Origin of the sequence: Streptomyces sp. NPDC047453 (assembly GCF_040643155.1) — a bacterium.
Taxonomy (GTDB): Bacteria; Actinomycetota; Actinomycetes; order Streptomycetales; family Streptomycetaceae; genus Streptomyces.
In genome coordinates this window covers 305,727-323,160 of the sequence record NZ_JBEYTS010000002.1, presented here as the reverse complement: position 1 = coordinate 323,160, position 17,434 = coordinate 305,727, and the positions used below count along the sequence as shown (strand labels likewise).

General features: G+C 71.1%; 17 protein-coding genes and 1 pseudogene. 6 read left to right on the top strand and 12 right to left on the bottom strand.

Annotation, left to right across the window (positions count from 1 at the left end; all coding sequences use genetic code 11):
• Window position 1 precedes the first annotated feature (1 nt).
• The 9 genes from ABZ818_RS03805 to ABZ818_RS03765 all read right to left on the bottom strand — a co-directional run bounded on the left by ABZ818_RS03805 (window position 2) and on the right by ABZ818_RS03765 (window position 10,032).
• On the bottom strand, window positions 2–1,609 hold the full coding sequence (locus tag ABZ818_RS03805; protein WP_361410275.1) for an alpha-amylase family glycosyl hydrolase: 1,608 nt from the start codon (window positions 1,607–1,609) through the stop codon (window positions 2–4).
• 29 nt (window positions 1,610–1,638) lie between these two features.
• Entirely contained in the window at window positions 1,639–2,514 is an 876-nt protein-coding gene (locus ABZ818_RS03800) for a carbohydrate ABC transporter permease (RefSeq protein WP_361410272.1), read from the bottom strand.
• Window positions 2,511–3,464, bottom strand: a complete 954-nt coding sequence (locus tag ABZ818_RS03795; protein ID WP_361410270.1) for a sugar ABC transporter permease — start codon at window positions 3,462–3,464, stop codon at window positions 2,511–2,513. Before ABZ818_RS03795 ends, ABZ818_RS03800 begins: the two co-directional genes overlap by 4 nt.
• Window positions 3,465–3,469: 5 nt before the next feature.
• On the bottom strand, window positions 3,470–4,822 hold the full coding sequence (locus ABZ818_RS03790; protein ID WP_361410267.1) for a sugar ABC transporter substrate-binding protein: 1,353 nt from the start codon (window positions 4,820–4,822) through the stop codon (window positions 3,470–3,472).
• A 119-nt stretch (window positions 4,823–4,941) separates the two neighbouring features.
• Window positions 4,942–5,919 carry a LacI family DNA-binding transcriptional regulator gene (locus ABZ818_RS03785; RefSeq protein ID WP_361410499.1) on the bottom strand — a complete coding sequence of 326 codons (978 nt, stop codon included), beginning with the start codon at window positions 5,917–5,919 and terminating at the stop codon, window positions 4,942–4,944.
• 84 nt (window positions 5,920–6,003) lie between these two features.
• Window positions 6,004–6,819 carry an ABC transporter permease gene (locus ABZ818_RS03780; RefSeq protein WP_361410264.1) on the bottom strand — a complete coding sequence of 272 codons (816 nt, stop codon included), beginning with the start codon at window positions 6,817–6,819 and terminating at the stop codon, window positions 6,004–6,006.
• A gap of 37 nt (window positions 6,820–6,856) precedes the next feature.
• Window positions 6,857–7,759, bottom strand: coding sequence for an ABC transporter permease (locus ABZ818_RS03775; protein ID WP_361410261.1), 903 nt, complete (start codon window positions 7,757–7,759; stop codon window positions 6,857–6,859).
• A gap of 3 nt (window positions 7,760–7,762) precedes the next feature.
• Window positions 7,763–8,974, bottom strand: a complete 1,212-nt coding sequence (locus ABZ818_RS03770; protein ID WP_361410258.1) for an ABC transporter substrate-binding protein — start codon at window positions 8,972–8,974, stop codon at window positions 7,763–7,765.
• A 20-nt stretch (window positions 8,975–8,994) separates the two neighbouring features.
• The gene (locus ABZ818_RS03765; protein ID WP_361410255.1) at window positions 8,995–10,032 is read right to left on the bottom strand and encodes an ABC transporter ATP-binding protein; all 1,038 of its coding nucleotides are present in this window, start codon (window positions 10,030–10,032) and stop codon (window positions 8,995–8,997) included.
• A 158-nt stretch (window positions 10,033–10,190) separates the two neighbouring features.
• Here ABZ818_RS03765 and ABZ818_RS03760 point away from each other — a divergent pair, with 158 nt between their 5' ends.
• Entirely contained in the window at window positions 10,191–10,925 is a 735-nt protein-coding gene (locus ABZ818_RS03760) for a GntR family transcriptional regulator (protein WP_361410496.1), read from the top strand.
• A 42-nt stretch (window positions 10,926–10,967) separates the two neighbouring features.
• Window positions 10,968–11,744, top strand: a complete 777-nt coding sequence (locus ABZ818_RS03755; RefSeq protein WP_361410252.1) for a hypothetical protein — start codon at window positions 10,968–10,970, stop codon at window positions 11,742–11,744.
• Window positions 11,745–11,892: 148 nt separating this feature from the next.
• Here ABZ818_RS03755 and ABZ818_RS03750 read toward each other — a convergent pair whose 3' ends face one another.
• The gene (locus tag ABZ818_RS03750; protein WP_361410249.1) at window positions 11,893–12,564 is read right to left on the bottom strand and encodes a hypothetical protein; all 672 of its coding nucleotides are present in this window, start codon (window positions 12,562–12,564) and stop codon (window positions 11,893–11,895) included.
• 226 nt (window positions 12,565–12,790) lie between these two features.
• On the opposite strand from ABZ818_RS03750, the gene ABZ818_RS03745 reads away from it, so the two are divergent.
• The 3 genes and pseudogenes from ABZ818_RS03745 (at window position 12,791) to ABZ818_RS03735 (ending at window position 14,457) form a co-directional block, all read left to right on the top strand.
• Window positions 12,791–13,444: a helix-turn-helix transcriptional regulator gene (locus tag ABZ818_RS03745; RefSeq protein WP_361410246.1), complete on the top strand. Its 654-nt coding sequence runs from the start codon at window positions 12,791–12,793 to the stop codon at window positions 13,442–13,444.
• A 35-nt stretch (window positions 13,445–13,479) separates the two neighbouring features.
• Window positions 13,480–13,988: pseudogene (locus tag ABZ818_RS03740) on the top strand (toxin-antitoxin system, toxin component); the annotation flags it as partial.
• Between the two features lie 241 nt (window positions 13,989–14,229).
• The gene (locus ABZ818_RS03735; RefSeq protein ID WP_361410243.1) at window positions 14,230–14,457 is read left to right on the top strand and encodes a hypothetical protein; all 228 of its coding nucleotides are present in this window, start codon (window positions 14,230–14,232) and stop codon (window positions 14,455–14,457) included.
• A 4-nt stretch (window positions 14,458–14,461) separates the two neighbouring features.
• Here the strand turns inward: ABZ818_RS03735 and ABZ818_RS03730 are convergent, their stop codons facing one another.
• Window positions 14,462–15,142, bottom strand: a complete 681-nt coding sequence (locus tag ABZ818_RS03730) for a 4'-phosphopantetheinyl transferase superfamily protein (protein WP_361410240.1) — start codon at window positions 15,140–15,142, stop codon at window positions 14,462–14,464.
• Window positions 15,139–15,999, bottom strand: a complete 861-nt coding sequence (locus ABZ818_RS03725; protein WP_361410238.1) for a metallophosphoesterase — start codon at window positions 15,997–15,999, stop codon at window positions 15,139–15,141. The genes ABZ818_RS03730 and ABZ818_RS03725 overlap by 4 nt, the downstream gene beginning before the upstream one ends.
• A gap of 270 nt (window positions 16,000–16,269) precedes the next feature.
• Here ABZ818_RS03725 and ABZ818_RS03720 point away from each other — a divergent pair, with 270 nt between their 5' ends.
• Window positions 16,270–17,361: an ATP-grasp domain-containing protein gene (locus tag ABZ818_RS03720; RefSeq protein WP_361410235.1), complete on the top strand. Its 1,092-nt coding sequence runs from the start codon at window positions 16,270–16,272 to the stop codon at window positions 17,359–17,361.
• The last annotated feature ends 73 nt before the right edge of the window (window positions 17,362–17,434 follow it).

Here is a 17,434-nt window from a genome sequence, read left to right as displayed (position 1 = left end):
CTCAGGCGCGCAGCCAGGCCGCCGTGTCCTGCGGGAGACGGCCGTTCTCGTCCAACGGGCCGCTGCTCAGCAGGAGTTCTGTGTGTCCGGGGAGTTCGGCGGGCGTGGCGGCGAGGTTGACGACGCAGGTCGTGCCTGCCGCGCGGGTGAAGGCGAGGACTCCTTCGGGGGCGGGCAGCCAGGTCAGGGGTGCGTCGCCGAAGGCCGGGCGGTGGCGGATCGCCTCGCGGTAGAGGGTGAGCATGGAGGAGGGGTCGCGCTGCTGCCGGTCGACGGCGTACGCGGGCCAGTCGGCGGGCTGCGGCAGCCACGGTTCCTCGTGGGAGCCGAAGCCGGCGTACGGCGCGTCGGCCGCCCATGGCAGCGGGACCCGGCAGCCGTCGCGGCCGGGGTCGGTGCCTCCGGAGCGGAAGTGCATCGGGTCCTCGACGCGGTCGAGGGGGATGTCGGCCTCGGGCAGGCCGAGTTCCTCGCCCTGGTACACGTAGACGGCGCCGGGCAGGGCGAGGGACAGCAGGGCGGCCGCGCGGGCCCTGTGGGTGCCGAGGGCCAGGTCGGTGGGGGTGCCGAAGGCCTTGGTGGCGAAGTCGAAGCCGGTGTCGGCGCGGCCGTAGCGGGTGGCCGTGCGGGTGACGTCGTGGTTGCACAGCACCCAGGTGGCGGGTGCCCCCACGGGGGCGTGCTCGGCGAGCGTGGTGTCGATCGAGTCCCGCAGTCGTCCCGCGTCCCAGGGACAGGACAGGAAGGAGAAGTTGAAGGCGGTGTGGAGTTCGTCGGGGCGCAGGTAGCGGGCGAAACGCTCCGGGTCGGGCAGCCACACCTCGCCGACGAAGACGCCGTCGTGGGCGTCGGCCACGGCTCGCCAGGAGCGGTAGATGTCGTGGAGTTCGTCGCGGTCGACGAACGGGTGGGGGTCCTGGCCCTCGACGAAGTCCGGCAGCGCGGGGTCCTTGGCGAGCAGGGCGGCCGAGTCGATGCGGACGCCCGCGACGCCCCGCTCGAACCAGAAGCGCAGGATGTCCTCGTGCTCCTGGCGGACCGCCGGATGGGCCCAGTTGAGGTCGGGCTGCTCGGGTGTGAACAGGTGCAGGTACCAGTCACCGTCGGGCAGCCGGGTCCACACCGGTTCGGTGGAGCCGGCGAACTGGGACGGCCAGTCGTTGGGTGGTAGTTCGCCGTGCTCACCGCGCCCCACGCGGAAGTGGAACAGTTCGCGCTCCGGGCTGCCCGGCGGCGCGGTGAGCGCGGCGCGGAACCACGGGTGCTGGTCGGAGACGTGGTTCGGTACGACGTCGACGATGGTGCGGATGCCCAGTTCCCGGGCCTCCGAGATCAGCTTCTCCGCCTCGGCGAGGGTTCCGAAGGCCGGGTCGATGGCCCGGTAGTCGGCGACGTCGTAGCCGCCGTCCCTCATCGGCGACAGGTACCACGGGTTGAACCACAGGGCGTCGACGCCGAGTTCGGCGAGGTACGGGAGCTTCGCGCGGACTCCGGCGAGGTCGCCGGTGCCGTCCCCGTCGCCGTCCGCGAAACTGCGCACATAGATCTGGTAGATGACGGCGGAGCGCCACCAGTCGGTCTGCTTCCGGGCATGGGTGGGCTGTCCCACAGTGCGTGCCTTTCTGTCGAGGGGCCGTGTCAGCCCTTGGTGCTGCCGGCGCTGATCCCGGCGATGATGTGCCGCTGAAAGACGAGGAACAGGGCGACCATCGGAATGCTGGCGATCACCATCGCGGCCACCAGCACGGTCAGTTGGATGTTCTGCGACAGCTGGACGAGGGCCACGCTGATCGGCTGCTTGTCGGTGTCGGAGAAGACCATCAGCGGCCAGAGGAAGTCCTGCCACACGGCGACCAGCGCGAAGATCGAGACTACGCCGAGCACCGGCCGGGACATGGGCAGCACCACCGACCACAGGATGCGCAGCCGTCCGGCGCCGTCGATCTCGGCGGCCTCCAGCACGTCCCGCGGGAGCTGGTCGAAGAACCGTTTGAGGAGGTAGAGGTTGAAGGCGTTGGCGACGGCCGGCAGCCAGATCGCGAAGGGGTCGTTGAGCAGGCTCGTGTGGATCAGCGGCAGGTCGGCGACCGTCAGGTACTTCGGTACGACCAGGGCCTGGGCCGGGACCATCAGGGTGGCCAGGATGCCGCCGAGGACCACGTTGCCGAAGGCGGGTCTCAGCTTGGACAGGGCGTAGGCGGCGGCCGTGCAGAACACCAGCTGGAACGCCCAGGCACCGGCGGCCTGCACCACCGTGTTCCACAGGTGCTGCGGGAGCTGCATCAGGTCCCAGGCGTCGGTGAAGCCGTCGAGGTGCCAGCGCTTCGGCAGCAGGGTGGGCGGGGTCTGCGCGACCTCGTCCGGCGACTTCATCGCGCCGGTCGCCATCCAGTAGACCGGGAAGAGGAAGGCGAGCGCGAAGAGCAGGACGACACCGGTGAACACGGTCCAGTAGACGGCCTTCCCTCGCGGGTGGGCCAGGACGGCGGGAGAGACGAGGGTCCGGGTGCTCATGCGTCCCCCTCGGAGCGGGTGAGCCGCAGGTAGACGGCGGAGAACGCGCCGAGCAGGACCAGGAGCATCACGCTGAGCGCGCAGGCCCCGCCGAAGTCGTTGTAGAGGAAGGCGTACTTGTAGATCAGGTAGAGGACGGTGACCGTCGCGTTCTCCGGGCCGCCGCCCGTGATGACGAACGGCTCCGTGAACACCTGCATGGTGGCGATGACCTGTAAGAGCATCAGCATCAGGATGACGAACCTGGTCTGCGGGATCGTCACGTGCCGGACGCGCTGGAGGAGGTTCGCGCCGTCCAGTTCGGCGGCCTCGTACAGCTCGCCGGGGATGGACTGGAGCGCGGCCAGGTAGATCAGGACGGTGCCGCCCATGTTGGCCCAGGTCGCCACGATCACCAGGGAGACCAGGGCGGTGTCGGCGCCGTTGGTCCAGTTCGAGGTGGGCAGGTTCAGGAAGCGCAGCGCCTCGTTGGCGAGTCCGGCGCCGGGGTCGTAGAACCACTTCCACAGCAGGGCGCTCACCACCGGCGGGATCATCACCGGCAGATAGACCACGACCCGGAAGAAGGCCTTGGCGTGGCGGAGTTCGTTGAGGACGAGGGCGAGGGCGAACGGGACGGCGAAGCCGATGAGCAGGGCCAGTAGCGTGAAGGTGAGCGTGTTGCGCCAGGCCGCCGCGAACTCCGGGTCGTGCAGGACACGGGTGAAGTTCGCGGTGCCGACCCACTCGGGCTCGGAGCCCGGTGTGTACTTCTGGAAGGCGATCACGACCGCGCGGATCGCCGGGTACCAGGAGAACAGCGCGAAGCAGACCAGGCCGCCGAGGAGGAATCCGTAGGCGTGGAGCTGGTCGCGCAGTCGCCGCCGTCCCCGGCCCCCTGCCGGGGGCGGTGCCGGGAGGGGGCGTACGGCGACCGCCGGGGCGGATCGCCGCGCTGCCGTCTTGGTCATCGCCGTCAGCTCCGGGCCAGGATGCTGTCGATCTTGCCGGAGGCGTCCTTGAGGAGCTGGTCGATGTTCGCGTCCTTCTTGGTGAGGACGGCGGAGACCACGCCGTCGAGGACGGAGTAGATCTGCTGGGCGTTCGGCGGCTCGATCTTCAGCTGGATGTTCTTGTTGCCGTCGAGGAAGGCCTGGTAGTTCTCCACCGGGACGTTGGCGTTGGACTTCTTGACCTCCTGGTCCTTGGCGTCGGCGGCGCCGGTGAACAGGCGAGGCTCGGGCAGACCGACCGGGCCGTCGTTCTTCTTGGCGCGGGCGTAGTCACCGAGGAAGCCCGCGCCCGGGGTGAGGAACATGTGGTCGAGCCACTTGAGGCCGGCGCGGATCTGGTCGGGTGTGGCCTTCTTGTTGAACATGTAGCCGTCGCCGCCGATGAGCGTGCCCTTGCCGCCGGGCATCGGGGCGAGGGCCAGGTCCTTGTAGTTGCCGCCCTTCTCCTTGACCAGGATCGGGATGTTGTCGGGCGCGGAGAGGTACATGCCGAGCCTGCCCGAACCCATCATCTGCTGCACGTCGTTGATGACGAGGAGCTGCTTGCTGCCCATCGAGTCGTCGGTCCAGCGCATGTCGTGCAGGTTCTGCAGGACGGCGTGGCCCTCGGGGGTGTCGACGGTGGCCTTCTTGCCGTCGGCGTCGACGACGTCGCCGCCCTGCGAGTACAGCTCGGCGGTGAAGTGCCAGCCGCCCTGGTTCTGGGCGCTGTAGTCGGCGTAGCCGACGGTGCCGCCGCCGAGCGCGGCGATCTTCTTTGCGGCGGCGCGGACCTCCTCCCAGGTGGCCGGCGGCTTGTCGGGGTCGAGGCCCGCGTTCTCGAAGAGCTTGCGGTTGTAGATCAGGCCCATCGAGTAGCCGGTGCGCGGGATGCCGTAGATCTTCCCGTCGACGGTGTAGATGTCGCACAGCTGCTGCTGGATGGTGTCGTAGCTCTTCAGCTCCTTGACGTACGGGGTGAGGTCGGCGGCCTGGTTGATGTCCACGACGTGCTTGGCGTCGGTGAAGTAGGTGTAGAAGACGTCCTCCATCTGGCCGCCGGCCAGCTTGGCGTCGAACGTCTTCGGGTCCTGGCAGGGGAAGGCGTCGTGCGCGACGACGTCGATGTCCGGGTTCCGCTTCTCGAAGGAGGCGATGTCCTCCTCGAAGAACTTCCGGTCGACCTTGGCGCTCTTGGGCGGCTCGCAGTTGACGGTGATGCGGGTCTTGCCGCCGGACGACTCGTCGTCCGAAGACCCGCAGGCCGTGGCGACGAGGGCAAGGGAGGAACAGACGCCGATCGCCACAAAGGTGCGACGGAAGCCGGTGCTTGACATCGGTGGACCCCTCTGGACAGGAGCTGTGGGCGCCGCACACTCAAGCACCGGCGACAGATGTCCGCAAGATGTCGCGCAGAATCTGTAATTATTTGACAACAGAGAGGATCTACTGGATCTCAGGCACGCGGTGCTTGCGCGGTCGAGCCGCGGACCACCAGTTCCGGCTCGAACAGCAGCTCGTCGGCCGGTACGGAGGTGCCGCCGATCTGCGCGTTGAGCAGCTCGACCGCGGCCTTGCCCATCGACTCGATGGGCTGGCGCACCGTGGTGAGCGGCGGTTCCGTGCAGTTCATCAGCGCGGAGTCGTCGTAGCCCACGACGGAGATCTGGGCCGGCACGTCGAGTCCCTTGCGACGGGCGGCCCGTACGACGCCGAGCGCGAGCGGGTCGCTGGCGCAGATGAAGCCGGTGACCCCGCGGTCGATCAGCTTGGCCCCGGCCGCGTGGCCGCCCTCGATGGAGAAGATCGCCCGGGCCACGTACTCCTCGGGCAGCTCGCCCGCGAGGGCGCGGGCCGCGGCCAGCTTCCGCGCCGACGGCACATGGTCGCCCGGCCCGAGCACCAGGCCGATCCGCTCGTGCCCGAGAGAGGCGAGATGGCGCCAGGCCTGCTCCACGGCGACCGCGTCGTCGCAGGACACCGCGGGGAACCCGAGGTCCTCGATGGCCGCGTTGACCAGCACCACGGGGATGTTGCGGTCGGCGAGCCGCCGGTAGTGGTCGTGCGGCGCGTCCGCCTGCGCGTACAGCCCGCCGGCGAACACGACGCCGGAGACCTGCTGTTGCAGCAGCAGTTCCACGTAGTCCGCCTCGGAGACCCCGCCCTTGGTCTGGGTGCACAGCACCGGGGTGAGCCCGAGTTGCGCCAGCGCGCCGCCGATGGCCTCGGCGAAGGCCGGGAAGATCGGGTTCTGCAGCTCGGGCAGGACCAGGCCCACCAGCCGGGCCCGCTCGCCGCGCAGCTGCGTGGGCCGCTCGTACCCGAGCACGTCCAGCGCGGAGAGCACCGCCTGCCGGGTGGCGTCGGACACTCCGGGTTTCCCGTTGAGCACCCGGCTGACCGTGGCCTCACTGACCCCGACCTTCTTCGCCACTTCCGCAAGTCGTCGCGTCACGCACGCAAGCCTAGCGCAAGAAACGCAAACTGCTTGCGTAAAGACAGACGGTCCGCTGCCCTGCTAGATCCTGCTCTCCGTCGCCGTGTCCGAGGACAGGCGCTGGGCGACGTAGATCGGGAGGACGGACAGGAGCACCAGTACGGCCGCCACGACGTTCACCACGGGGGCCTGCTGGGGTCTGGTCATGTTGTTGAAGATCCAGATGGGCAGGGTCTCGACGCCGGGTCCGGCGGTGAAGGTGGTGACCACGACCTCGTCGAAGGACAGGGCGAAGGCGAGCAGGCCGCCGGCGAACAGGGCCGAGCGCACCAGGGGGAAGGTGACGTCGGCGAAGGCGCGGAAGGTGTTCGCACCGAGGTCCATCGCCGCCTCCTCGTAGGAGCCGGAGGTGCGGCGGAGCCGGGCCACGACGTTGTTGAAGACGACGACGATGCAGAAGGTGGCGTGCCCGACGACCACGGTGAACAGGCCGAGGCCGACGCCCAGCGGCCGGAGCACCGTGGAGAAGGCGGAGTTCAGGGCGATGCCGGTGACGATGCCGGGCAGCGCGATCGGCAGGACGACCACGAAGGAGAGGGTGCCACGGCCGAAGAAGCGGTGCCGGGCCACCGCGAAGGCGATGAGCGTGCCGAGGACCAGGGCGATCGCGGTGGCGCCCAGGCCGGCCTTCACCGAGACCCAGACGGCGTCGCGCGCTCCCGAGTTGCCCCAGGCCACCGACCACCAGTGCAGGGTCAGGCCGGGCGGCGGCCAACTGGCGCTGCGGTCCGGGTTGAGGGAGTTGACGAGGACCAGCAGGAGCGGGACGTAGATCACCGCGAAGCCGAATGCTGCGGCGGCGCGCAGCGCGATACGCGCGCCACGGGAGAGCTGCATGACGTGGTACACCCCCTGGGAAGGCTGCCGAGGACGGTCAGAGGCTGCTGAGGGCGCCGGTGCGCCGCATCGCCAGCAGATAGAACACGATGACGACGACGGGGACCGTGCCGAGCGCGGCGGCCATGGGCAGGTTGAGTTCGATGTTGGAGTAGACGAGGTTGCCGATCAGCTGGGTCTTGCCGCCGACGATCTGCACGGTGATGTAGTCGCCCAGGCTGAGCGAGAAGGTGAAGACCGACCCGGCGGCGACCGCCGGCAGCACCATCGGCAGCACCACCGACCGGAAGGTGCGCCAGGGGCGCGCCCCGAGGTCGGCGGAGGCGTCGAGCAGGTTGGCCGGCAGTTGCTCCAGCGCGGTGTGGATCGGCAGGATCATGTACGGCAGCCAGAGGTAGGTCAGGGTGAGGAGAGCGGCCGGCAGGCCGAAACCGGGGCCGCTCAGCCCGAACGGCCTCAGCATCCAGTCCGCGAGCCCGCCCTGGGACAGGATCAGCCGCCAGGCGTACACCTTGACCAGGTAACTCGCCCACAGCGGCGTGAGGATGGCGACCACCAGCAGCGGGCGCCACCGGGGCCGGGCGACGCGCGCGGTGCAGAAGGCGAGCGGGAAGGCGATCACCGCGCACAGGGCGGTGACCGCCAGGGCCACGCCGACGCTGCGCAGGATCACCTGGTGAAAGACGGAAGTCGTCAGCAGGGCCCGGAAGTTGTCCACCGACCAGACCTTGACGACCTCGGAGGTGAAGGAGTTCGTCGACCAGAAGGCGGAGAGGAACAGCACGGTCAGCGAGCCGAGGTACAGCACGGCCAGCCACAGCAGCGGGGCGGTCAGCAGCAGGGAGAGGCGCAGCCGGGGGCGGCGGTGCAGCATCCCGGCCAGCCGCCGGACAGTGGCCCTGGAGCTTTGCCGTCCGGCGGCCTGGGCGGTGGCGGTCATGGTTCAGCCCTTGATCTCGGTCCAGGCCTGCACCCACTTGGCGTACGGGACGCACTTGACGGCCGTACGACCGTCCAGGCACTGCGGGATCGGCGTGTTCCAGAAGGCGACGCGCTTCCAGTAGGCGGTGTCGGCCGCGTGGTAGGTGGCGCAGAAGTCCTTGTCGCTGGTCTGCTCGCAAGCCTTGGCGTTGGCGGGGGCCTCGCCGAAGTACTCGGCCACCTGGGCGTTGGCCTTCGGTGAGACGATCCAGTCCAGCCACTTGTAGGCGCAGTTGGGGTGCTTGGCCTTGGCGGAGATCATCCAGGTGTCGGACCAGCCGGTCGCGCCCTCCTTCGGCACGAACGCCTTGACCTTGGCGCCCTCGGAGGCGGCGAGGTTCACGATCACCTGCCAGGTGGTGCCGACCAGGGAGTCCCCGCTCTTGAAGGCGGAGACCTCCTTGAGGTAATCGCCCCAGTACTCGCCGACGTCGGCGTTCTGCTTCTTCAGCAGGGCGACGGCCGCGTCGAACTGCTTCTGGTCGAGCGCGTACGGGTCCTTGATCTTCAACTCGGGCCTGGTGGCCTTGAGATACAGGGCGGCGTCGGCGATGTAGATGGGCGAGTCGTAGGCCGTGACGTGGCCCTTGTACCTGGCCGCGTCGTCGAAGACGGCCGACCAGGAGGTGGGCGCGGGCCGCACCTTCTCGGTGTTGTACATCAGCAGGTTGGCGCCGCGGCCGTGCGGGATGCCGTAGGCCTTGCCCTTGACGGAGTTCCAGGCCTGCATCTTCAGGTCGTCGAAGACGTCCTCGTAGTTCGGCACGAGATCGGTGTTGACCGGGGCGGCGTCGCCGGAGGCGATCAGGCGCAGGGAGGCGTCGCCGGAGGCGGACACGGTGTCGTACTCCCCCGTCTTCATCAGCTTGACCATCTCGTCGGAGCTGGCCGCGACCTTGGAGTGGACCTGGCAGCCGGTCCGCTTCTCGAAGTCACCGACCCAGTCGACCTTCGGGTCGTTGGAGCCGTCCTCGACGTAGCCGGCCCAGGCGATCACGTTGACGCGGCCCTCGGTCCTGCCGAGTTCGGACTGCGCCTTGAGGTCGGGAGGGTTGAGGCCGGTCGCGGAGTTGCCGCTCCCCGAGTCGGAGGAGCCGCATGCGGTGGCGGCGAGCAGCAGGGTGAGGGCGGCGGCCGTCTGGAGGGTTCGGGTCAGGCGCACGACGTACTCCATGGGTGAGGGGGGTGCGGTGCTCAGCGGGCGTCGGGGACCTGGACGGCGTGGCGGCGCTGCCATGCCAGCCGTACCCGGGTGCCGCGGTAGGCGGCGACGTCCTCGGCGGAGGTCTCCAGGTTCTGCTGGAGTGCGGTGAGGCGGCCGCCGGTGTCCAGGTCGACCAGGAAGCGGGTGGAGTCGCCCAGGTAGACGACCTCGGCGACGGTGCCCGTGGCGGTCGCCTGCTCGGGCTCGTCGGCGACGGCCGACTCCTTCAGGACGCGGATCTTCTCCGGCCGGATGCTGTGCGTTCCGGGGGTGCCGAGGATCCGCCGGGCCGACTCGCCGTCGAGGAGGTTGGAACTGCCGACGAAGGACGCGACGAAGGGGGTCGCCGGGCGTTCGTAGATCTCGGCGGGGGTGCCGACCTGTTCGACGCGGCCCTGGTGGAAGACGGCGATGCGGTCGCTCATCGTCAGGGCCTCCTCCTGGTCGTGGGTGACGAACACGAAGGTGATGCCGACCTCCCGCTGGAGCGCCTTGAGTTCGACCTGCATCTGCTCGCGCAGCTTGAGGTCGAGGGCGCCGAGGGGTTCGTCAAGCAGCAGGACGCGGGGACGGCCGACCAGGGCGCGGGCGAGGGCGACGCGCTGGCGCTGGCCGCCGGAGAGTTCGGCCGGGCGGCGTCCGCCGTAGCCTTCGAGGCGCACCTCGGCGAGGGCCTTGCGGGCGCGGACGAGCCGTTCGGCCTTGGGCACCTTGCGGATCTTCAGGGCGTAGGCGACGTTCTGCTCGACGGTCATGTGCGGGAAGAGGGCGTAGTCCTGGAAGACGGTGTGGACGTCCCGTTCGAACGGGGCGAGGCCGGTGACCTCCTGCCCGGCGAGTTCCACGCGGCCCGCGTCCGGGGCCTCGAAGCCGGCGATCAGACGCAGGACCGTGGTCTTTCCCGAGCCGGAGGGGCCGAGCATCGAGAAGAACTCCCCGTCCCGGATCTCCAGGTCGACCCCGTCCACGGCGGTCGTCTCCCCGAACGTCCTGCGCAGGCCCTGCAGCCGGGCGGCAACTCCCTTCATGTGGAACCTTCCTGACGCTCGTGAACGTTGAGCGGAAACCTATGAACTCATAGTTCAAAGCTCAAGACCGTCTCTGGGTAAAACTTGGGTCAACTGGCAAGGTGGTGGCCGTGAAACAGCGACACGTCGAGAACGGGGCCGGGAGCCCACGCGGGACGGTGGACGCGGGTGAAGCCGGCCCCCGCAGAGTCGTCTTCGCGCCGGTGGAGAGCCGGGCGCGGGTGGACGCGGTGGTGCGCAGGATCGGCGACGCCATCGAACTCGGGCTGCTCGCCGAGGGGGAGCAGCTGCCCGGCGAGAGCGAACTGGCCGGGCAGCTCGGCGTGTCCACGGTGACCCTGCGGGAGGCGCTGATGGCGCTGCGGCAGCAGGGTCTGGTCACCACCCGGCGGGGGCGCGGCGGCGGCAGCTTCGTCTCCCTGCCCGAACTTCCGGGCGAGGAACGGCTGAAGACCCGGCTGCGCGGCTGGAGCACGGAGGAGCTGCGCGACCTCAGCGACCACTGGGCCGCCCTGTCGGGCGCGGCGGCCGGACTGGCGGCCGAGCGCACCGAGCCCGGCGATCTGGGCCCGCTCCTGCGTACCGTCGAGGAGTTGGCGGCGGCCGAGGACGCGGCGGCCCGCAGCCGGGTCTACGGCCGGTTCCATGTGGAACTGGCGGCGGCCGCACAGTCCGCGCGGCTCACCCGGGAGCAGATCGCGCTCCAGACGGAGGTCGGTGCGCTGCTGTGCCTGGTGCTCGGCGACGACGAATATCGTGAAGAAGTCGCAGATCGTCATCGCGCTGTCGTCTCCGCCGTGCAGGATGGGGCCCGTGATCCGGCCCGTACGCTGGCGGAGCGGTGCGTCCAGGAGTCCGCGGCGCGACTCATCGCCGTGCGGCTGGGCCTCTGACGACGCGGCGTCCGGCCCTGTCCGCTGGAGGACGCCATGAGCATGAGCCGCGTAGGTGCCGGGGCGGCGACCGCGACCCGCGAGGCGTGCGCCGAGGAACGTGTCGCCGCGCGCGTGGGCCGCACGCTGGAGGCGGTCTTCGACGCGGTCGCCGAGATCCGCGCCGAGACGGCGGGTCTGCTGGCGCGGGTGGTCGCCGGGGGCCGCGCACCGGCGAGCGCCGACCTCGCCGCGCTGCGGCCGGGGCTGCATCTGCGGCTGGGCCGCGAGGAGCTGGTGTCGGGGGCCGGTTTCGTCGCCGCGCCGGGGCTGCTTGCCGACGTGCCGGCCTGGCTGGAGTGGTGGCAGTGCACCGCGCGGGGGGACGTGCGGCCGCTGCTGCTCGACCTGGATCCGCGGCAGTCGGCGTACTCGGACTACACCCACTGGGACTGGTTCGTCCTGCCCCGCGACACCGGGCGACGGGCCGTCGCCGGGCCCTACGTCGACTACTTGTGCTCCGACGAGTACAGCCTGACCCTGTCCGCGCCGGTCCAGGTGGCGGGCCGTTTCGCGGGCGTGGCCGCGGCCGATGTGTATCTACGGCACTTCGAGGCGGCCGTACTGCCCCTGCTGCGCGAACTGCCCGGCCCCGCCCACCTGGTGAACGCCCGCGGCCGCGTGGCGGCCTCCGCCGACCCGGCCCACCTGGCCGGCTCCCTGACCAAGGGCCCCGACTTCTCGGCGGTACTGGAACGGGGCCGCCTCAGAACCCACGACGGAAACCACCTGGTGCCGTGCCGGGGCGTACCCCTGATCCTGGTGATCAGGCCCTCGTGACCGGAAGGGGCCCGCGGCGACAGGCGGCCGCAGCCGCCACCAACGGGAGCCACCACCGGCCCCCTGGGGCAGGGCTCGCCGTCTCCGGTCGCCCCCGTGGCCGGAGCGGCCCGGCGCCGTCGGCGACCTGAACGCCGACGGTGCCGGGTCAGCCCTCCGGGGCCGAGACCACGCTCAGGTGGCCGGCCGGACGGCGGGCCCGCCCCGTCCTGCGCCGCACGGGCGCGGGACGGCGGGCCTCGCGGAGGACCAGGGTGAGGCGGGTGTAGCCGAGGCCCTGGAGGGTCGCCGGGGTCTCCTCGATGATGCGGCACTCGGTGGCGCCCCAGCGCGGGTCCGGGTGCAGCAGGGGACGCACCGAGCCGTCGGACACGACCGCCGTCTCGCCGACCGCGCGGAGCCAGTGCGGCAGCCCCTGCCGGTAGGCGGCCTCCATGATGGGGTCCTCGGCGATGTCCTGGAGGATGGCCTGAAGTCCGTGGTCGTGGCCACTGCGCTCCACCGTGGCGGCGAAGTGCGCCAGCATCGGCAGGCACCAGCGGGACTCGTGCTCGCCGAGGACCGTGCCCGCGTCCGGGTGGAACAGCACGAACCGGAGGAAGTTGTCGCCCGGCATGGCCGTCGGGTGCGGGCCGACGCCACGGAAGAGTGACGTGAAAGCGCTGTTGGTCAGGACCACGTCCCAGGTGTGGTCGACGACGAGGGACGGGAAGGGGACGGCCTCCAGGAACGTGGTGTAGTCCCGGAGGTACGCCTGCGCCTCGGAACGAACGGGGACGGCCCGCGGCGCCGGCCGCTGCCCTCCTGCCTGATGTGCCATCGGGAGGTCACCCCTCTTGCCTCTGCGGCCTTCACGCGGCGCCTTGATCCTGCTTCCCCTCCATGAGGCGTGTCAACTATCGTGGCATTCCATGCCGGTTGACGGCTGGAATTGGCCACAGTTGTGGCGAGACCTGGATGCGAGTTCGAACGACCGGTTAATCTCCGGGAAGTTCACGGCACCCCGCCTTTGTGAGAAGCCTGTGAGAGACGTAGGAGATCTGTCGGTGACGGATGGCATCGAGGATCCGGGCGCCACGGCCTCGGCCGTGCTGCCGGCCGTCGTCGCACGCGTCACCGCGCTGGCCGACCGGCTCGACGTGCCCCAGGCGGAGGTCTTCGACGTCGGCCGCCTGTCCGCGGCCTGCGGCGTGCCGGAGCCCGTGGTCATAACCCTGCTGAGCGGCCGGTCCGCGGGCGAGCCGGACGTGCAGGCCCGCTTCCTGCAACGGCTCGACCTGCTGCGCCGCACCCGGCTCAAGCCCAACGGGCGCCGCTACACCCAGCAGGAGATCGCCGACGGCGCGGGCATGTCGCGGCAGCAGGCGGGCGCCCTCATCAACGGCGACCGGCGCCCCACCATGGAGCACTGCGACGCCATCCAGCGCTTCTTCCGGGTGCACGCCGGATTCCTCACCGCCGAGGACCCCGAGGCGCTCGCGGGGGCCCTTCAGCACACCGAGCAGGAACTCCTCCAGCGGCTCGCCGACCGCGAGCGGGAGGCGGAGACGGCCGCCGACGACCCGCTGGAGCGGCTGCTCCAGGACCACGGCGTGCGCGGGATCGCCTGGCGGGCCGCGCAGCTGCCCACCGACCAGCACCGCGACAAGGTCGCCGAGTGGCTGGACATGCTTCTGGAGAGCGTCAAGCGGCCCGAGTAGTGATGCCGGGGACACGCGTGCGCCTCGGCAGGGACATGCGCCGACTGTGCGCCGATCCGGTCGGCGCGGTGACACTGCCGGCCCCGGCCCGGCCCGCCGACCCGTACGCCGCGCTGTGCGAGGCGATGAGCAGGCGCCGCGGGCCGCCCGTCCGCTTCCGTACGGCCGCCTTCCCTCCCGGAACCGCCGACGGGCTGTGGCCCGACATGACGGACCGGGATCTGGTCCTCGCCGAGGAACGTACCGCCCCCGACCACCAGTTGGTGATCCTCGGCCACGAGCTGCTGCACATGCGGGCCGGGTATGGCGGCCATTACGCGGATGGTGCCGGGATCGCCACGTGCCTGCTCGACGACGGCACCGATCTCCAAGCGGCCGAGCGCCATGCCGCCGCGCGCAGCCGGTTCGACCTCGCCGCGGAGGAGGCGGCGAAGAGCTTCGGTCTGCTGCCGGCCGGCAAGTTCCGTACGTGGCTGCCGGGTTCGTCCCAGCGTGGCCGGTGCGACACGACCATCCGGCCGGGCGGATCGAGGCGTCCCTCGGCTGCCTGGGGCGGCGGGTGGAGGGGGACGTCCCGGGCAGGAACCGGCCGTACGGGCAAGATGTCCGGGTCGCCCGGGGCTTGATTCGCCTGAGCTGAGTGGGCGAACCGGCGCGGAGCGCGAAGGCATTGTCAGTGGTGGGCGGCAAGCTGGAGGCCGCGCCACCGCCGTGCGGAGGCGCGGTGCGCCGTCCGCGCGACCGGACGCGCGACCGTGTGACGCCGAAACCGGGGAGAGCGATCCATGCCCACCGCCGTACTGACCGACCACGAACGCACCGCCGTCCAGGCCTATCTCAGGCTCCTGCACACGGTTCGCGCCGCCTTCGACGGCCCTCCGGGCGGCGCCCGCCCACCGGTGGTCCCGCCCTCCGTGCTCGCCGAGGCGGAACAGGCGCTGGCCCGGGCGGGCCTGACGGGCAACGAGGAGGCGTTCTTCCGGCTCCTGCACAGCTGGTGCCCGGGGCCGTGACCCCTCAGACGCGCGGGACCGTCACCGCGGTGACCACCAGGCCCTGACTCACGGTCCAGCGCCCCTCGAAGTGGCCGAGGCGCCGTCCGTCGACCAAGGGGCCCGGGACGAGGAGCCGGGCGCGGAATTCGCCGCGCGGCGCCGGGCCCGCGGCGGTGCTCACCTCGACGTCCGCCTCCTCGAACTCCAGCCACTTGCCGGTGAGAGGGAACCAGGCCTTGTAGACGGACTCCTTCGCGCTGAACAGCAGCCGGTCCCAGTGCACGCCGGGGTGCAGCGCGGCCAACCGCGCCAGACGCCGTTCCTCGGCGGGCAGGGCGATGGTGGACAGCACGCCCTCGGGGAGCGGAGCGTGCGGTTCGGCGTCGATGCCGAGGGAGGCCAGGTCGGTGGCGCGGACCAGGGCGGCGGCGCGGTAGCCCTCGCAGTGGGTCATGCTGCCCGCCAGCCCCTCCGGCCAACGCGGGGCGCCCCGCTCGCCGGGCAGCACGGGCCGCGGCGGCACGCCGAGCTTCTCCATGGCGACGCGGGCGCAGGCACGCACGCCGGCGAACTCGCGCCGGCGCTTGCCGACCGCCCGCGCCACCACCGCCTGCTCCTCGGGGTGCAGCGGGGCCAGGTCGGTCTCGTCGTCGCCGTACGCCTCCACGGCCACCACCGAGTCCGGCAGCAACTCCTCGATCACCGGGTTCCGACCTCCAGGGGAAGAACGGGGCGCAGCCTGCCCGGGGGGTCCTTGCGCTTGCGCCACTCTCGGGGGTACCCGACCGACACCTCCTCGAAGCGGACGCCCTCGTGGTGGGTGGTCCGCGGGATGTGGAGGTGGCCGTAGACCACGGCGGCCGCGCGGAATCTGCGGTGCCAGTCGGCGGTGCGCCGGGTGCCGCACCACATGGCGAACTCCGGGTACCACAGGACGTCCGTCGGGTGCCGGTGGAGCGGGTAGTGGTTGACGAGGACGGTCGGCAGGTCGCCGGGCAGTGCGTCGAGTCTGCGTTCGGTCTCGGCGACCCGGGCCGCGCACCAGGCCTCGCGGCTCGGATACGGGTCCGGGTGCAGCAGGAACTCGTCCGAGCAGACCACGCCCGTGCCGTGCGCGTAGGCCAGTCCCTCGTCCTTGGTCGCGCAGCCGGCCGGCAGGAAGGAGTAGTCGTAGAGCAGGAACAGCGGTGCCACGGCCACCGGGCCGCCCGGCCCGTCCCAGACCGGGTAGGGGTCCTCGGGCGTCGTCACGCCCAGTTCGCGGCACAACTCGACCAGGTGCTCGTAGCGGGGGACGCCACGCAGGGTGACGGTGTCGCGCGGATGGGTCCACAGCTCGTGGTTGCCGGGGACCCAGACCACCTTGCGGAACCGGCCCGCCAGTGTCTTCAGGGCCCAGCGGATGTCGGCGACGGTCTCCGCGACGTCGCCGGCCACGAGCAGCCAGTCGTCGTCCCGTTCCGGGGCCATCCGCTCGACCAGGGCGCGGTTCTCGCTGTAGCCGATGTGCAGGTCGCTGATGGCGAGCAGCCGCCCGGCCCCACCGGCCTTTCCCGTCACCTCTCGCCCCCTGTCGCCCACATCATGGGCACCACAAGAGCACATCCGGCCGCACGGAGACAAGCGCGGCCCGCGGCCGTCGTGGACGTTGCACCGCGAGGGGTCGGGTGGTGCGTCCGTGTGGCACGACCCGGTCTGCGGAAGTCGTATGATCACCCCAACACCGCCGCCTCAACTCCCTTTCGTGCAGGGCGGCTTGGTGTCCCTCCTTCCCTTCTGGCCGGGCTCGGCCCGCTTCGCCCTGCCCGCGACCCCCGAAAGGCGGCCCGCATGGTCTCCCGCGTACGCGTCTGGCTCAACCGCACGTACGCGGAGAACGTCTTCTTCATGGATCAGCTGCGGAGAAATCCCGGCGACCGGACCGTCGAGATCCATGCCACGCACGGCGACGCCGACTCGCCCGTGCTGGCCGCCGCCGACACCGCGGAGCTCGAACCGGAGGGCCTGTCCCCCGCCGCCTACGTCGAGTACGCGCTGGACCAGTGCGCGCGGCGCGGCATCGACGTGTTCGTGCCGCGACTGAACCAGGCCGCGATCGTGGCGCACCGCGCCGACTTCGCGGCCGCGGGCACCGCGCTGCTCGCGCCGACGCCGGAGGCGGTGGCCGTCTTCGCGGACAAGGCGACGGCGTACGAGGCGGCCCGGTCGATCGGCGTACCGGTGCCGCCGTGGTGGCGGGTCCGTACGGCCTGCGAACTCGTGGCCGCCGTAACGGCGCTGGAGGAGTCCGGGCATCTGGCGTGCTTCAAGCCCGCGGCCGGTGCGGGCGGCGTCGGCTTCCGCGTCATCACGCGCGCGCCCTTCTCACTGAGGCAGCTGAGCGGCTTTCCCGGCCCGCACGTCCCGCTGGACCTGGTCCTGCGGGCCCTGGAGCAGGCGGACGGTCCGGTGGACTGGCTGGTGATGCCCCGGCTGGAGCAGCCGGAGGTGTCGGTCGACTGCCTGACCGGGCCGGACAACCGGATCCGGCTGGCCGTGGGGCGCACCAAGAACGGCCGCCGCCGCGGCTTCACGCTGCACGAGCAGTGGCTGGAGCCCGCCCGGAGGATCGCGGAGGGCTTCGGGCTGCACTATCTGTCCAACATCCAGTTCCGGATGTACGACGACCGTCCAGTGCTGCTGGACGTGAACCCGCGCCCGGCGGGCGGACTGCACCAGCTCGCGCAGTGCGGCGTCAACGCCCCTTGGGCCGCTGTGCAGTTGGTGCTCGGTGAGGATCCGGGGGTGGTGGCGCCGCCGTTCCTCGGGCAGGACTACACGGTGGTGTCGGGGCCGCGTCCGCTGCGGCCGGAGGCGATGGTCCGGCCGCGGAGCGAGATGCCCGCACAGGCGGCCGTGGCCCGCACGGGGGCCCCGGCGTAGCGGCCCCTCCGGGATCGGTAGGGACCAATCACGGCGTCATGTCTTGACACCGCGGATTGGTCCATACCAACTT

What these genes read in the sequence shown, in the direction of transcription:
- ABZ818_RS03765 (WP_361410255.1), bottom strand. Translation starts at nt 10,032, where the DNA reads ATGAAGGGAGTTGCCGCCCGGCTGCAGGGCCTGCGCAGGACGTTCGGG.
- ABZ818_RS03795 (WP_361410270.1), bottom strand. Translation starts at nt 3,464, where the DNA reads ATGACCAAGACGGCAGCGCGGCGATCCGCCCCGGCGGTCGCCGTACGC.
- ABZ818_RS03800 (WP_361410272.1), bottom strand. Translation starts at nt 2,514, where the DNA reads ATGAGCACCCGGACCCTCGTCTCTCCCGCCGTCCTGGCCCACCCGCGA.
- ABZ818_RS03735 (WP_361410243.1), top strand. Translation starts at nt 14,230, where the DNA reads ATGCCCACCGCCGTACTGACCGACCACGAACGCACCGCCGTCCAGGCC.
- ABZ818_RS03775 (WP_361410261.1), bottom strand. Translation starts at nt 7,759, where the DNA reads ATGACCGCCACCGCCCAGGCCGCCGGACGGCAAAGCTCCAGGGCCACT.
- ABZ818_RS03755 (WP_361410252.1), top strand. Translation starts at nt 10,968, where the DNA reads ATGAGCCGCGTAGGTGCCGGGGCGGCGACCGCGACCCGCGAGGCGTGC.
- ABZ818_RS03790 (WP_361410267.1), bottom strand. Translation starts at nt 4,822, where the DNA reads ATGTCAAGCACCGGCTTCCGTCGCACCTTTGTGGCGATCGGCGTCTGT.
- ABZ818_RS03750 (WP_361410249.1), bottom strand. Translation starts at nt 12,564, where the DNA reads ATGGCACATCAGGCAGGAGGGCAGCGGCCGGCGCCGCGGGCCGTCCCC.
- ABZ818_RS03720 (WP_361410235.1), top strand. Translation starts at nt 16,270, where the DNA reads ATGGTCTCCCGCGTACGCGTCTGGCTCAACCGCACGTACGCGGAGAAC.
- ABZ818_RS03780 (WP_361410264.1), bottom strand. Translation starts at nt 6,819, where the DNA reads ATGCAGCTCTCCCGTGGCGCGCGTATCGCGCTGCGCGCCGCCGCAGCA.
- ABZ818_RS03770 (WP_361410258.1), bottom strand. Translation starts at nt 8,974, where the DNA reads ATGGAGTACGTCGTGCGCCTGACCCGAACCCTCCAGACGGCCGCCGCC.